At 30.8% G+C, this 16,957-nt stretch carries 12 protein-coding genes; 2 read left to right on the top strand and 10 right to left on the bottom strand.

Going from position 1 to position 16,957, the window contains the following annotated elements; genetic code table 11:
• Positions 1–53 precede the first annotated feature (53 nt).
• Entirely contained in the window at positions 54–2,597 is a 2,544-nt protein-coding gene (locus VJY38_RS12165; RefSeq protein WP_353680992.1) for a T9SS type A sorting domain-containing protein, read from the top strand.
• 79 nt (positions 2,598–2,676) lie between these two features.
• Here VJY38_RS12165 and VJY38_RS12160 read toward each other — a convergent pair whose 3' ends face one another.
• The 9 genes from VJY38_RS12160 to VJY38_RS12120 all read right to left on the bottom strand — a co-directional run bounded on the left by VJY38_RS12160 (position 2,677) and on the right by VJY38_RS12120 (position 14,343).
• The gene (locus tag VJY38_RS12160; protein ID WP_353680991.1) at positions 2,677–3,885 is read right to left on the bottom strand and encodes a glycoside hydrolase family 27 protein; all 1,209 of its coding nucleotides are present in this window, start codon (positions 3,883–3,885) and stop codon (positions 2,677–2,679) included.
• A 16-nt stretch (positions 3,886–3,901) separates the two neighbouring features.
• Entirely contained in the window at positions 3,902–5,128 is a 1,227-nt protein-coding gene (locus tag VJY38_RS12155) for an AGE family epimerase/isomerase (RefSeq protein ID WP_353680990.1), read from the bottom strand.
• A gap of 140 nt (positions 5,129–5,268) precedes the next feature.
• Positions 5,269–6,093 carry an RraA family protein gene (locus VJY38_RS12150; RefSeq protein WP_353680989.1) on the bottom strand — a complete coding sequence of 275 codons (825 nt, stop codon included), beginning with the start codon at positions 6,091–6,093 and terminating at the stop codon, positions 5,269–5,271.
• Between the two features lie 193 nt (positions 6,094–6,286).
• Complete coding sequence (locus VJY38_RS12145; protein WP_353680988.1) at positions 6,287–7,270, bottom strand: SDR family oxidoreductase; 984 nt, start codon at positions 7,268–7,270, stop codon at positions 6,287–6,289.
• Positions 7,271–7,302: 32 nt separating this feature from the next.
• Positions 7,303–8,508 carry a hypothetical protein gene (locus tag VJY38_RS12140; protein ID WP_353680987.1) on the bottom strand — a complete coding sequence of 402 codons (1,206 nt, stop codon included), beginning with the start codon at positions 8,506–8,508 and terminating at the stop codon, positions 7,303–7,305.
• A gap of 49 nt (positions 8,509–8,557) precedes the next feature.
• The gene (locus VJY38_RS12135; RefSeq protein WP_353680986.1) at positions 8,558–9,409 is read right to left on the bottom strand and encodes an energy transducer TonB; all 852 of its coding nucleotides are present in this window, start codon (positions 9,407–9,409) and stop codon (positions 8,558–8,560) included.
• A 133-nt stretch (positions 9,410–9,542) separates the two neighbouring features.
• Positions 9,543–10,604, bottom strand: coding sequence for a glycoside hydrolase family 88 protein (locus VJY38_RS12130; protein WP_353680985.1), 1,062 nt, complete (start codon positions 10,602–10,604; stop codon positions 9,543–9,545).
• Between the two features lie 131 nt (positions 10,605–10,735).
• Positions 10,736–11,839, bottom strand: coding sequence for a glycoside hydrolase family 5 protein (locus tag VJY38_RS12125; RefSeq protein ID WP_353680984.1), 1,104 nt, complete (start codon positions 11,837–11,839; stop codon positions 10,736–10,738).
• Positions 11,840–11,880: 41 nt separating this feature from the next.
• Positions 11,881–14,343, bottom strand: coding sequence for a glycoside hydrolase family 9 protein (locus VJY38_RS12120; RefSeq protein WP_353680983.1), 2,463 nt, complete (start codon positions 14,341–14,343; stop codon positions 11,881–11,883).
• 251 nt (positions 14,344–14,594) lie between these two features.
• Between VJY38_RS12120 and VJY38_RS12115 the strand changes: the two genes are divergently transcribed.
• The gene (locus VJY38_RS12115; RefSeq protein ID WP_353680982.1) at positions 14,595–15,494 is read left to right on the top strand and encodes a hypothetical protein; all 900 of its coding nucleotides are present in this window, start codon (positions 14,595–14,597) and stop codon (positions 15,492–15,494) included.
• Positions 15,495–15,510: 16 nt separating this feature from the next.
• On the opposite strand, the gene VJY38_RS12110 is transcribed toward VJY38_RS12115, so the two are convergent.
• Positions 15,511–16,851 (bottom strand): PhoH family protein, encoded by a 1,341-nt coding sequence (locus VJY38_RS12110; protein ID WP_353680981.1) that lies wholly within the window; start codon positions 16,849–16,851, stop codon positions 15,511–15,513.
• Positions 16,852–16,957 lie beyond the last annotated feature (106 nt).

Below are 16,957 nucleotides of genomic sequence, written 5' to 3'. Positions count from 1 at the left end.
AATTGTTTTCTCAACTTAAAAAATCTCTTTAAAACTAAATAGGAGGATTCAGTATGAAGCAATTTTTAAAGTTGCTACTTGTTTCTTTAACATTAGTATTATTTTTTTCACCGGCTAAAAAAGTCAGTGCACAACAGGGCGATACTCTTGTCGTAGAATATCTCGACAGCCAGGGTAATTTTGTAGTAGATGCTTTAACAAAAGCTATTAACGAAGATGTCAATCGTCCTGCCGGAAGAGTTTATAAATTACGTGCAGGTGGAATTTATTGGGTTACAGAAGAAATTAAAAATGATGGTTGGCATTTAAGAATTGTTGGCGAAAAACCCGATCCCACAAATCCAGATAAATTCCCGGCAGTAATTCAAAGAGTATCAAGACCGGATGGGTCAGTTACCGGTCGTTTAATTACTGGGGGTGGTAGCATAACATTTAAGAATATTTATTTTATTGGTTGTGATGATGCTGGTGTTCAAACAGCTTATCAACCAATTCAAATTGATGCAAGTGATAGCCGTTTCGTTTTTGACGGTTGCATTTTTGAAAGAACTAATTTTGCACTTGTTGCATGGACTGGTAAAAATAATGACATTATTATAACAAATTGTGTTTATAGAAATTTGTTAGAATCCCCTCCAACACAAATCTGGACTGGTAGAGGAATCTCAATATGGAATGATGCAGATACAGTAATAATTGAAAATAATACTTTCTTTAATATTGGATTTACATCACTTCAAATTGAAAGTGGAGCAGCAAAGTATTTGAGATTTAATCATAATACAATTGTTTTTAATGGTCGTGGTATTAATACAACACCATGGTTATACGAAGCATATTTTGCAAATAATTTAATTATTAATCCATTCTGGCATGGTGAAGCACATAATCAAACTGAATTAGACAGTCCAAACAGAGATCCAAGAGCTACAACATCTGGAATCTTTAGCTTCGGTGCATTGCCAACCAAATATGGACCTGAAAAAAGTAGGAGAATTTTATTTACTAATACAGCTGCATGGTTAGATCCACAATTTATTACATTTTATGGTGATTCTATTAGAAAACAACCATTTGTTGGACCAGTTCTTAAAGAAGACTTTTTAAGCAAATATGAAAATATGGTAGTTAAGGATACATTCTGGTTAGACCAGAGACCAAATTTCCCAACTTATCCATCTGAAATAATTCCTAAAATGATAGAGAATATTACAGGATTAAGAGCTGGTGCAAGTGAAATTCCAACATATTTCTGGAAATTACCAACAAATCCAGATGGTACTGTTTGTGCTACATGCCCAAGCTGGCCCTTACCAGAAAACTTCTCTTATACACAACCCGCATTTCTTTTAACAGCTGGAACAGATGGATTACCACTTGGTGATTTAAATTGGTTCCCGGAGAAAAAAGCAATATTTGAACAAAATAAAGAACAATATGTAGAACAGTTAAGAAATATGGCTGGACCTATTTATAAATATGATATAGTTTCTGAACATGAAGCAGAAAAAACAACTTTAGGCGGCGATGCTCAGATTAAATCAGTATCTGGCTTTGTTTATTTTGTAATGGATGCTGGTGGTTATATTGAATGGACATTCGATTTACCAGAAGGTGGTGAATATGATTTAGGTATTTTACAGCATATGCGTGGTAATTCACAGAGAGGTCAACATACTTATGTTAATGGTGTTGAGATTCATGATGCAGCACATGGCTGGGGCGAATTGATTTTTGATCCAGCATCTGGACCAGCAACTGGAATTGATGTTAATAGCTGGCAATGGGTAGTTGTTAAACAAGCAGATATTCTTGAAGCTGGTGCTTTAACATTTAAGCAGGGAACAAACACAATTAAAATTGAAAAATCGTGGGGATGGCAGAACTTTGCTGGTATTAGAATTATTAAAAATGGTCAGATAATAAAAGAATTAACTGGTGCTGATGTTACAGCATATGATTTGGTTCAACCACAGGTTGAAGGTGCTGTTTGGGTACCAAGCTGGTTTAAATCTGTTGCACTTAATACAAATGGTTCAATTACATTTAATGTAAATGCACCTGCAGATGGTTCTTATTCATTGAATATTTTGTATCAAAATTACAGTGGACCACAGAATTTAACTATTAAAGCAGATGGCAATACTGTTTTGACTGCTACTCTTGAAAGCAAAGATGATTCAACTGGATTATCTTATCTAACAGATAGATTCCAGTTATCTCAAGGAAATCATTCAATTACATTAGCAGGTCAAAATGTAAGTGTTGATTTAATTCAATTTATAAAAGTAACTGTGATCTCATCGGTTAAAAATCTTGATCAAATTCCAAATGGTTATGCTCTTGAACAAAATTATCCAAATCCATTTAACCCAACTACAACAATAAAATTCTCAATTGCTAAACCTGCAAATGTAAAACTAACAGTTTATAATATACTCGGGCAAAGAGTAGTTACATTGATTGATAATAAGTTCATGAATGCAGGTGTTTATACAGTTGACTTTAATGCAGCAAACTTAGCTTCTGGTGTTTATTTCTATGGAATTGAAGCAGGTGATTTTAAGGCTTATAAGAAAATGATTCTCTTGAAGTAAGTTGTATTAGGCAGTTTTGAAAAAGGCTGAGTTGAATAAACTCAGCCTTTTTTATTTTAAACCTGTTTTGAAAGTTATATTAATGTTGTTTGATAGGAGATAATCTTAATAGAATTACATCATGTGAAGGAATGACAGCAACGAAATCATCTTTTGTTGTACCAATATTTTTCTTTTTCCATAAATCCCTGATATTGAAAACAGTTTTTTTGAAGTTAGCTTCTTTATTAAAAATTGAGTCTATAACTTCATGCTCTTTCCATGAAAATTTAATTTCATGTGTTTTTTTTGATCGATTAAGAAAGCATACAGCCCAGTTATCTTTTTTTAAGGGTTTAAACCAGATTTCAATACTATCTTTTTCAAAGTATTTAAATCCTTGAATTCCCAGTGAATCCTGATTTATATCAATTACTTCTTTATTAGTAAGAATTTCTATTGTTTCTTTTGACATATTTGATAAATCGTTTCCAGCAATTAATGGTGCTGCAAGCATACACCACATTGAAAAATGAGCCCTATCTTCGTTGACTGACATTCCATTCCCAACTTCAAGCATATCAGGATCATTCCAGTGATCTGGGCCAGCATAAGCTCTTAATCCTTTTTGCATATCAAGTATTTGCATTACACCCCAGGATTTCCAGGTTCCATGATCAACTATACAATCAAAACAATTTGTTATATCGCCAGTAGTTCTCCATAAATGGCCAATATTTTTTCCCCATTCCCAGGGTTTATTATTTCCCCATTCACAAATACTAAAAACAATTGGTCTACCAGCTGCATAAAGTGCATTGCGCATAGTTAGATATGCTCCTTCTGCATTTAATCCTTCTGTGTAACACCAATCGTACTTTAAGTAATCTACGCCCCATTCAGCATATTTTTTTGCATCTTGAAATTCATAACCACGACTACCTGGTCTTCCACCACATGTTTTCCAGCCTGCACAGGAATAAATTCCAAATTTTAATCCTTTAGAATGAATATAATCAGCTAATGCTTTTATACCTGATGGAAATCTTTGTGGATCTGGTTGAATAAAACCAAGACTATCACGTTCTCCCTGCCAGCAATCATCAATAATTATATATTGATAGCCAGCGTCTTTCATTCCACTTTCAACCATTGCATCTGCCATTTTCTTTATTATTTCTTCATTGATTTCACATCCAAACTTATTCCAGCTATTCCAGCCCATTGGTGGTGTTAATGCAAGTCCTTCGAATTTTTGTGCATATAATGATGTTGCAATTAAAATAATTATTAAATTAATTCTTTTCATAATGCTCTCACTTTTGTTATTTGTAATTATTATTTCTTTCTAATGTATTGATGCAATTTATTAAAGCTCGTGTTGTGTGGTAATTACATTTCCAGATAGTACTTTTAGGAGAAAATTTATTTTCTGGAACGATATCTATTCCACCAATAAACCATCCTTGATTTATATTATCAATAAGATATTTTTTAATGTACTCCCATTGGGATTTAAAATAATTATAATAAACAACTCTGTCTTCTGGAAATAATTCTGACATTAATAAAAACGAATTTAGTGCTTCTGCTTGCGACCACCATTCTTTTGTATTTTTAATAATTGTAATACTATCTTTATCTTTGAAATAATATCCAGCATCAAATATTCCTCCATTAAAAGAATCCCATCCATTACTTATAGTATGATTGACCATAGTTTTGGCTTTGATAATTGTTAGTGAATCTTTTATTCCTAAGATTTCTGCAGCTTCTAAAAGTAGATATGCAGTTTCAATATCATGACCAAATGATACATGATCAAGCAGAAAATTTTTGTTTTTATCCGTGCTTGAATAATTAAATTCAACAGGCGTCCAATCTCTCTGGAAATATAATCTCATATAGCCTTTATCGGTTGTTACTTTATCTCTTATTAAATAAAATAAAGAAGTTAATCTTTCTTTTAGTTTTTCGTTTTTCCATGTTTTGTATAACTCTGTGTATGCCTCAAGAATGTGAATCATTGAATTGTAATCTTTTGGTGGAGTTCCATTATATCCATTTACAAATGGTTCTCCTTTTTCAGAAATGAATTGAAAGTAACCACCATAGATTGTATCGTAACTATGATTTTCAAGCCATTCAAAAGTTTTTTGAGCTAACTTCAATGCTGATGAATCATTGCTAACTTCGAAATAAGCAGATAAACCATAAATAACAAATGCATGTCCATAAGCTTTTTTTATTATTTTATTGTTTTCTTTAATTGGTTTTCCTTTTCTGGTAACTAAATCGAAAAAACCACCGTACTTTTTATCCCACATTACATTTTTAAGAAATTCAAATCCATGCTTTGCAATTTTTGTGTAGTAATCATTGTGATAGAATTCAGACAATTTTGCACACGTCCAGATGTGACGTGCTTGTGTAACAATAAATTTATTTTGAGCTCCTGCTAATTCCCATTTATAATTGATATCACTAAAAAATCCACCATAAATTGTATCAATAGCAAGTGGATACCATTTTTCAATATCTTTTTGGAGCACATATTTTAATTCATTTAATATAATTTTATTTGTCGAATCTAAATTTGATGACAAATTTTTGGATAAGATATTTTGAAATATTATCACAATAATTAAAGCGAGATAGATGAAATAATTTTTTTTCATATGTTTTTAGAAATTTATTTAACAGTTTTATCTAATTTCATTTTCAAGCTTTCGTATAAGTTTCTTCTTCCTTCTTTATCTTTATTCAAAATTTCTCTTGCATACTTGGCTACATCCTCGGCTACATAACGTGGTACAACACAAACACCATCTTTATCGGCTACTATTATATCACCCGGGCAGACCAGTACTCCACCAATAACAACCGGTCTATTTACAGATTCAAGCTCATTTCTACCTGGTCTAATTCCACGACCTGGTTTTCTAAAATAGAGTGGTACTTTTTCAATTGCAATTTCATCAAGATCTCTTGCAGAAGCATCTGTAACTACACCAACAGCTCCTCGACGATGCCATTCGAGAATATTATATGAACCTATTGAACCAATATCTTTTTCTTCGACATCATCAATCACAACTACAGTACCTGGTTTTATTAATTGTGTAAATGCTTCGCTTGAATATGCATTATAAAAATTTCCTTCCCATTTAGAAAATTCTTCTCCATGCTCTGGACGATCTGGTTTTTGTGTGGGGACATATCTTGCAGTAATAGCAATTCCTCTGAATTGATGAGTTAAGTCAACAGGATCAATCCACGCAGGATGAATTGAAGGATCAACCAAACCTCTTCCAGGCAAACCAACCATATCCATTCCATCAGATACATCTGCTACTCGAAGTCCTTCAAAGAGTTTTAAAATTCTTGCATCTTCTTCTTCTGTGTAAATTTTAGTTGGAATTAAATTTACTCCTTTCTTTAGTTCTGTTTCTCCCTGTGAAAATATTTGAGTTGATATAATGAAAAGAATTAATAATAACTTTGATAATATTTTCATGTTTTCCTCCCTGGAATATTTGTTGAAAGTAAGTATAAAAATTGAATAGACTAAAATTATGCCAGCTGGAGTACTCGACAGTTTTACTGTGTTATATTAATAATTCAATGCTTTAATTTTTGTAGTAACAAATGTTCAGGGAATTATTGATTTATTAAAAAAATAAATATTTATCAGATTAATAAAATGATGATCATTTATTATAACATTGAATTATTCTATCAATCATATCATTTGTTTCCTTGCGTATAATTTTTCTTTCTGGTTTTTCTTCGAACCATTGAATTGTTTTTTTAATGCCTTCTCTAAATGGTATTCTGGCAACAAAATCTGGACAGAATTTTTTGATTTTTGAATTATCGAATATTGCATTCCAGGTTTTATCGCCGAGTAATGAGCCAGTTAAAGATGGTTCACATTTTACAATAAAATCAGAAGGGATATGAATTATATTCGGTTCTTTTCCAACAGCTTCTGCCAGTAAGAAATGAATTTGATCCCATGTTAATACTTCATCTGATGTAATATGAAATGCGTGACCGATGGTTTTATAATTGCCAATTAAGCCAATGAATCCAAGTGCAAAATCATCTGCATGTGTTAAAGTCCATAGTGATGTTCCATCACCATGTACAATTATTTTTTCACCTTTTTTAATTCTATCCACAATTGTATATTCTGTCCATCCTCCTATTGGTACGGGAATAACATTAGAATAAGTGTGAGAAGGTCTAACTATAGTTATTGGAAAATCTTCTTCTCGATAAGCTTTATTTAATCTTTCTTCGCATGCAATTTTGTTTCTTGAATAATCCCAGTATGGATTTTTAAGTGGTGTTGATTCTGTAATGACTGGATTTAATGGTGGTTTCTGATAAATCGAAGCAGAGCTGATAAAAATATATTGCTTTGTTTTATTCTTAAAAAGTTTTAAATCTCTTTCTATGTGTTCTGGAGTAAAAGCAATCCAGTTTACAACTGCATCCCAGTAAAAATTTTTTAGTGCTTCATCTACTTGAGAAAAATTATTGATGTCTGCAGTGATTGTTTTAGCTCCTTCAATTTTATTATTGGTTAATCCTCTATTGAGTAGATATAATTCAAAACCTCTTTCGATACAGAGTTTACTTACAGAAGTGCTAATATTTCCAGTACCACCAATAAAAAGAATTTTCATATAATACCTCAATGATATTTATGTAAGCAATTTTATTCGTTTAGAATATTAAAATGAAGTTTAGGTATCATAAACTTATTTTCGGATGCATAAAATGAAGCAACTACAGCTCCCAGTGGTTTTATAGCTAAACCTTTTGTTTTTCCATCAATTAGTCTTTGTAATACAGGTTTTGATATTGTAATATAATTTTTTTCTCCCTTTCGATTGTTTACAGAAACATCAATTATCATCTGGCTATTTAATACTTTGTTAATTGGCTGATTTTTGCAAAAATTATTAAATGTGACTTTTTCTTGAGTCCAATTATCACCACCAAGAATTTCTGTAACTCTAATCATTCCAAAATCTTTTTTGTAATCAGGAGAATTTTGTAATGAATAAGTTGTTAATTCAAGTAATCCAGAGCCACTTACTTTTTTGTTTTTAAAATCTCTTAGATCGAATTTTAATATTATATATTGATTTTGACTTACGGTGATCAAGTTTATTTTATTACCAGTTTCATCGATTGTTGACCAGTTATTAAAATTCAGGTCAGGTAAATTTAAATCAATAATTGCATCATTGCTTACAGGGATATGAAAATTAAAAGTAGAAGTATCTGGAATTGGTGGATGATAGGGAATTGGTTCTCCTAAATCTTTTCCAGTAGAATTAATATTAACAATGTCAACTTTATAATAATCAATATCGACACGATATTTTTCAAAACCCCAATCCATTAATGCAAGCTGAGCATAAACAGTATCTCCAGGTCTTGCATCAAAATTCTTTGTAGTCATACTGATAATATGCCAGTTTGTAGTATCTGGGATATCGTATTCCATTAAATGAGAGTGAAAATCTGTAGTCCTTTGTGTATTAAGATGGAGATTGATTCTTTTAGGTGCATCACTAACTCTTACTTTTGCCTCGATTCTGAATTCAAATTCTGGATTTTGAATTAATGAGAGATCCATATTTTCTGAAATTCTTCTTCTTATCAATGCCCACCATATTCCCATTTTATCTTTAGTGGCATCAACAATTATTGAAGCATATCCATCTGGAGATGGAACAAAATTCATTGTGGCTTCTCCATCTCCAGTTCTGTATGTCCAACCATTTAATCCTCTGGGATCTAATTTAAGTCCATCATTAAATGTATTAATGAATTGAGCAGATAGATTAAGTGATGAAAATAAAAAAACTATAAGATATGCAAAGAAATTTCTTGAAAAGTGTTTATTAACCATGTATGACATATAGTTGATTAGTTTTATGGATTATCTTTCCTTTAATTAATTACATTTTTGATAAATAAATTGAACTTACATTGGCTTCCAGATTAATATCTTTTAGTATAACATCTGGATAATTTGTAGTTATGAAAATTTTTATTTTGTTAAGAATTTTTTCCTTTTCTTTCTTTACATTAATGTCTAAAGCTGGTGTATTTTTAATGTACTGGATATCTGACTTCAAAGAATTAATCAATAAATTTTTTACTACAGAAATACTATCGTAATCTGGAAATCTTTTAATAAAATCATGATATAATAAAAAGGAAAGTGGCCAGCCATTCCAATCTTTTTCCCACTCTTTTGAAATCTCTGGTAATATTATCTGTAATAATACTTTATTAAAATTAAGAGCATCGCTAAAGTTTTGAACAAACTCATTGTGCTTTTTCAATATTTCTCGTTCAACTTCAATTCTGTATTCCTGATTAAGACGTTGAACCTTATCATATAATCTTGATAATTCGAGAAGATAATTATCAATTTCCCAGTTTTGATCAGAGATATTGAATTTAATAACCCATTCAATTTTTGAGTTAACAGGTTTTCCATTTCTTTTAGCAGGATTGAATAAAAGATTTTTGCAATAATTAATAGCAGCACTGTCAAGAATTTTGTGTCCGGAAGATTTAATTACATAAACATTATTAACAATTCCATTTTCATTGATTGAGATGATAAGTTTGGTACTGCCCCAGAGGGCATTTTCTTGAGCGATTTTAGGATAATATAATCTCGGCTGTTTTAATAAAGTTGGTGGTTCATAACCTGCTGCCGGACTCTTTTCTATTTTGCTGCTACAGGCTAAAAATAAGAGTGAAGAAAATATCAGTACGTAATTAAAAAACTTTTTCATAACCTCCCCCTCTACAATTAATAAGACAAATCATTTCTTCCAGCCATAAAGAACAATTTACTAATTTATAAATATTAAAAATATATCTAAACTACAAGACATAATTATATAACTTGAAGTAACATTCTGGTAATTAAGAATTTAAGTCTCTATAAGCAGCTTCCATCAAAATAAAAAATGCCTGTCCTTCTGTTGCAGTTCCAGGATGATCAAATTCTGGAGATCCACATACACCCTGAACTAATCCAAGTTTGTCAACTTTAGAATGTGCAGCAGTTCTCATTTTATCGGCATATTTTTTATAACTTTTATCGAGCCAGCCACTTTTTATACCCCGATAGATTGTATAAGCAAGCATTTGAGATAAATTTGTTTCTACAAAAGAATTTGGATTATCAACAATATTATGGAATAATCCATCTTCTCTGATGTGTGCAATGCAACCATCAATTATATCTTTTACATAATTAATTAGTTTATTCTTCTCTTGTTGCATGGAATCTGGCAACATGTTTATGACTCTTGTAAGTCCAGCAGCCGACCATCCATTACCAACACCCCAGCAATCTTTTCGAACGAATTCATTTTTTTCACAATCCCACATATGCGATAGAAGTTTTTTATCAGGATTCCACAGACAAGAAAAAGCTCCTTCGATTTGCTTTACTGCTTCTTCATATTTTTTTGCAACTGCAAGAAATGGAGGTAACATGTAATTTATATCGCTCCAGATTTGTGGAACGTTTGTAAAATGATAAATAATTCCATCTTTGTTGCGAGGAGCTTTATTCATAATATAATCGAGGAGTTTATTAAAGCCATTCATCAAAGATTCATCGCCAGTCTTTTTTGCAGCCCATAGAACAGCTTCTCCAGGTGAACATGCATCACTTAGAGCAAATTCTTCTCCCAGCATTGCAAGTCTTCCATCAGGTGATTGTCTTAATACTGCCTCTTTAGCCATCAAAATTACAAGTTCTTCTTCGCCAGATTCGAGCATTGCTTGCATTGCTACACCCTGTTCCCATGTTGCACGTTGCATGCTTAACATTGCTAATTTTACTTTTTCGAGTGTTGATTTGTTTTTGAATATGTTTTGATTTTTTTCTTTACCTTTAGAAAATATTAAATCATTTTGTGAACTTAAAAGTATTCCAGCAAGTGGTATGATCTTTAAGAATGATTTCCGATTCATTTTAATTATCTCCACTTAATTTTTATTGTGAGATTTATTTTATAAATCAATTCTCAACATCGTGGAAACAGTATATTATCAATTAATCTTTCAAGAAATATTTATTGATAGCATAACTATTGTAAAATTTTTTAGAAATATTTTTTTAGTAGTTCAAGCATTTTTCTATCTAATTTGTGTCCTTTATAATTTTCATATTTTACATCAGCACGATTACTGTTAAGAATACCGAAATCCCCTTTTAAATTCCACATTGCATAACCCCAATTAACTTCTTTCCAGAGAGATAAAACATCTTCCATCCATCTTAGAACAATATCATGTGGTGTTTTATTGTAGCAACCCCATTCGCCCACATGAACCTGAACACCTTTTTCGACCAGAGGCATCCATGAATCGATTAATTTTTCTTTAAGTGCAGCTTTATCCCATATTTTTCCATCATCACCTTTAAGTGGCCAGGTAGGAGGATTAAAAGTTTCAAATTCATCTTTTGGAACCCAAGTAGCTGTGTAATGAGTTAAGCTCATCGGATCATAACCACGTGTGCTCTGAACATCAACAATTCCAACTAATCCCATAACTGGATACCTTCCAATATCTTTTCCATCTGCGATTATTAATCTTTCAGGATCTTCTTCTTTTATTCCTTTAACAAGAGCTTTTACAATTTCTACATATCTTTCTTCATTGGTTCTTTTGGGAGGTTCGTTAATCAAATCGAAACTCAATTGAGAATTTGGAATGCCTGCATATCTTTTTGCAATATATTTCCAGTGATATACAGCAGCATCAAGAGCTTTTTGCATGTTTTTTGGAGTATCTTCAAATAAATCATAAGGTTCAAAATTTCTTCCATTAATACAATAACCAGGAATACGATGCAAATTAAGATTGATATGAATATTATATTGTTTACCGAATTCAATAACTTCATCGATGTCTTTGAAAAAATCTTCATTAATATTATACCAATCATCTTTAGGAGCCCAGTTCCAGTATGACATAGGGATGCGAGCAAAATTAAATCCCCATTCAGCCATGATTTCAAAATCTTCTTCATTAAATTTTTTCCCGTTGATACCAGCTTTTTCTGTGAGATTAAAACCTATATATCTTGGAATCTTAATAACTTTATTTTGAGTTTTGACTTCGCTTGAGCTTAATGTAAAATTAGTTAATGAAAGTCCTGCTGAAATTATTGCACTTGTTTTTATAAAATCTCTTCGTTTCATAAGAAAACCCCTGTAATTTTTTTAATAGCTCTTTTAGAAATTTATTGTTTATTATAGAGATAGTCTGCAGCTATTGCTAATAAAATGAAATTAGTTGTTCCTCCACCTAAAACATATTCAGATTGTTGCCATAAATAAGGCCAGATTTTTAATTCAGGTAAATCGGGACGAATTAAAGCAGTGCCACTTGCAACACCACCAGGAATATAACTCCATTCGTCTCTGTTAAATCCATATGCAACAATTAGTGAATTTACACCGACGCCCGAAACAAATGATGCTGTGTTTTCTCCTGGATGACAGCCAAGAACAAAGTTTAATGCATTAAAAACAAAATCTTTATTTATAATGTGTGGGAAGTAAAGATGCAGTAATAATAAATTCACTCCAAATTCCTGGATTCCCCAGCCTGCACCCCAGATATATGGTTTATATGGTATTCCGTATGGATTTTCTTTTTGTAATTCAATTGTTTTGTTATAATAGTTTTTAACACTGGCTTCAATCTTATTTACAAAATTTTTATCGTTAATTTTTTCAACAACTCTTCCAATTGTTTCACTATAATTTTCAATGTGGTTTGATAATTCATCAATATTGTTTAATAATATTTTTTTGTAAGTATCTTTTGATGTTGATATGTAAAGTTCAGCTGCAGCATTGAGTTTTATTTTTTCATTAATATTAGAATTCTGGATAAATAGTTCTTCTGCAATATTCAAACATTTTTCTGCTAATTCTTTATTATAATCTTTCATCACTCTGTAAACAGCTGCTAAAGTTTGTGCAACATAAAGTTCTCTTTGAGGATTTATTTCAGTAAAAACAAAACGGTCATCATTTAAAAGTTTTTTCTCTAAAATTGGATTTAATTTGTTTTCATTATAAATAAAATTATCAGTCATAGTTGATGCATCACCAAGATGAACATATTGTTTGAGCGATTGGCAAATAATCCCTCGATATAATCTACCTAAAGATTCATAACCACCAATTATAGATAATATACCATGTTCAATTTGTTGTAATATATCTGGCTTGCCATCAGGTTTGTGTATAATTGCTAATCTCTGGTTCTGGTCAATAGTTGTTTGATCGTGTTCAATGTGGAATAATTCATAAGCAAGAGAAAGTTTATAAACAGTTTCTGCTTGAGATTCAATTCTTAGATCATAGTCACCTGCATCATGCCAGCCTCCAATATTTAATCCTGGCACATGTTCTCCTGATTTGTATTTTGTTAATGTTGATTCATGTTGATAATATCCATCGAAATGATTGTGATTAGTTGGAGCCATAATTGCATCGTCCATGTGACATAGCCCATGCCAAACTTTGTATCTATCTTCAATTCTCATGTGACACATTTGAGCTGGAAGAAAATAATCTATTGTAGGTTGCCATACTCCTTTGGAAAAAATATCATTCTTTATTTCAAATACATTCGATTCTATGTTTCCATATTTAATTTTATAAAGTCCTTCTTCTTTTATTTCAGAAAAATCGAAGCGTATGTATTTGTATCTTAAGAAATTTCCCCACAAAATTGGATTGCTCTCTTGTTTGATTATTTTCTCTGAGTCTTTATTTATTTTTATAAGTTTTATCTCATCAAGTTTTTTTGTTAGCTTATCTAATTCAATCACTGCAAATTTGGATTGTTCAGGATGATAACCAATCTGTGAAATCTGAATTACAGGTTTATATCTCCAGGTTGTATCAATCGAAGGTGTTATTATCCATTCAATTGCATTTTTAGTAACATTGGCTGGAATTGTGGAACGAATTATAAACCATCCATTGTTGTGTAATCCTCTTCCATCAAGAAGTATAAGTTTGTTTTTTAGACTGTAAAATTCTATTCTCTTTTCTTTTTTGTCTGGAGCTACAATTAATTGTTTACCTTCTGCAAGTGGTTTTATCTGGAGATTTCCATCACTATCATAGAACATTTCATTAACTGGTTGTCTTGGAAATTGCCCTGTGTTATTATCCATTAAATAAAATTCATTGAAATATTCTCCAGGAAATAATTCCAAATTAAATCCAACTTTGTTTGACCACTCTTCAGGTAAAGGTTCATCAAGGTCAACAATCACTTTTAAACTTTGTCCATCAACTTCAGTTCTTATTTTGTATTTTAATTTAAGATCTGGATATTCAATTGGATTAAATCCCTTTCTATCTTTGCTTGAATCAGGATACCACAATTCTACTGTAATTGTATTATTTTTTTTATCGACAATTCTATTTCCAATTTTGGGGACAGGTGACCATTGTCCAGGTGTAGGTTCTAATCTTAAATCTCCATTAGCTGCAAGTCGTTTCCCGAACATAACAATTGTAACACCACCTTGATGACCTTCTGGATAGAAATCATCAAATACCATAATGTTTAATCCTGGTAATTCATAATATCCCATTTCGTTTATTTTCAAATTTGATTGACTATAAATTGAGTATGTCATTGCAAGAACTATAAAATATATCATCGTTTGTTTCATATAATTCTCCTTTTTAAAAGTATGATTCGATAAAGAATTATAATAAAAAAAATTGCATAAAGAATGCCATATTAAAATCGTATAATCATTTGTTTTAGAAGAAATTATTTAATGATTGGAAAATGGTTTTTATCTTAATAATAAATATTTATCATTTAGATAAAATCCTGAAAGATTTATTCTCTTTATGATTGATTTAAACTAAGTATTGTAGGGAAATGTCAAAAAAATGAAATTCAGGAGTTTATATAATGAAAAGGAATTTTTATATGAATGTGAAAATGAACTTTCGAAGTTTATCAATAATAACAGATAATTATTTGAGTTATATTCACAAATCCTTAAAGATATTTTACAATATTTCCTTAATCATTATAAGCACGCTTTTAATTGGTTGCAGTTCAACAGAGCAGATTGTAAGTAAATGGAATTCCGAAGAAATAAATATTGATGGTAATTATAATGACTGGGTAAATAATCTTACCTATATTAAAGATAAAAATGTTTCGATAGGAATTAAAAACAACGATAATTTTATTTATCTATGTTTAATTGTAGAAAATCCATCTCAAGCAATTCAAATATTACGAAGGGGATTTATTGTTTGGTTTGTTCCTGAGGATAAATCAAAAATAATTGGTTTGAAATATCCACTGGGAATTTTAGAATCTCGTTTAGAAGAGAATTTTGATATTAGAAATAGACCGCCCATAAGTGACAGAGATTCTCTCAGAAATGAAAAAGTGAAACTTGATAAAATGGTAGAAAGATTACTGGCTAACGAACAAAATTTTCAAATTGTTGATGAAAATAAATATCCTTTATGGTTGTATTCAATTAATAATGATAAAGATATAAAAATTAAAATGGCAGTTAATGCAAATAAACTTGTTTATGAACTTCAAATTCCATTATCAGGAAATCACGAAGATAAGCTTTGCATACAATCAAAGCCGGGTGATAAATTAAAAATTACATTTGAGACCGAAGAGATTAAATTGTCAGATGTAAAAGATAGACCGGTTAGAAATTTTCCACAGGGTGAATTTAGAAGACCATCGGGTAATATGAGAAGAACTATGCCATCTTTTTCAAGAGTAGAACCATTAAATTTCAGCATAGAAACTACTCTTGTGAAAACTTCTCAATAAAAAAATATTAAGAAAGCTATAATAAATTACTTGCAAGTTCAGCAAGTATTGAGCGTTCACCTTTTTCAAGATTTATATGAGCATATAGCTTCTGGCCTTTAAAATTTTCAATAAGATAAGAAAGGCCATTAGATTGAGCATCAAGATAAGGATGATCGATTTGATATATGTCGCCGGTTAAAACAATTTTAGCTCCTTCGCCTGCTCGAGTTATTATTGTTTTAATTTCGTGTGGAGTTAAATTTTGTGCTTCGTCAACAATAAAATAAATTCTTTGCAAACTTCTCCCACGAATATAACTTAATGGTTCAATTACAAGTTTTTCTTCTTTTACCAATGAATTAATTAGTTGATAGTTTTTATCTGTCTCTGGAAATTGATCCTGAATTACTTTTAAGTTATCCCATAATGGCTGCATATATGGAGCTAATTTACTTTCTACGTCTCCGGGTAAATATCCAATATCTTTATTGCTAAGTGGCACAACTGGACGAGCAACATAAATTTGTCTATAATTTTTTCTGACGTGTAAAGCACTTGCAAGTGCAAGTAATGTTTTTCCTGTGCCTGCTTTGCCTGTTAAAGTAACAAGTGGAATATCTGGATTACATAATGCATTTACTGCAAAAGTTTGTTCTGCATTTCTTGGTTTAATTCCATAAACAGTTTCCTTATCAATTCTTCTGAATTTATCCATTTCTTTATCTAATACAGTTAGAATAGAACGATTGGAATTCCTCATTATAAAAAATTTATTTGGAACAGCTTCAACTTTTATTTTTTTTAGAATTTGTTTCGAAGGAACTTCGTAAGGTGGTTGATATAATTTTTGTAAAATATCATCATCAAAATTTTCTATTATTTCTTTTCCACTGTATAATTCTTCGATATTTGGAATTCTATCTGTCGAATAATCCTCAGCAGGTATACCAATAGCTTTAGCCTTCATTCGAAGATTAACATCCTTACTTACAAGAACAACTTTTGTTTTATCTTTGCTATTCTTTAATGCTTCATAAGCTGCACTCAATACACGATGATCAACATTATCTTCCCGAAATATTTCTTGAATTTCTTTGTTCAATCCTTTTGTGATAACAATTCTTACTTTACCTTTTCCACGACCAAGTGGAACTCCACCATTAAAAATTTCATTACCTGTTATTGAATCCAGAGTTCTTGCAAACTCTCTTGCATTTAAATTAATTACCTGATTTCCTCTCTTGAAATGATCAAGTTCTTCAATTACAACCAGTGGAATTATAATATTATTTTCTTCAAAGTGATGAATGCAGGTTGGATCGTGTAAAATAACATTTGTGTCGAGAACAAAAGTTTTAGGTTTAGATTTTTTCATAAAGAATAATTATTTAATTGAGGTAATTTATCATGTTTATATTTGAATTATTTTTCTTATAACTTACAAAATTTTTATACTAAAATCGAAGCTTACTGATTATATT

The sequence above is a fragment of the Rosettibacter firmus genome (assembly GCF_036860695.1).
GTDB classification, from domain to species: Bacteria; Bacteroidota; Ignavibacteria; order Ignavibacteriales; family Melioribacteraceae; genus Rosettibacter; species Rosettibacter firmus.
This window is presented reverse-complemented; position numbering and strand designations above follow the sequence as displayed.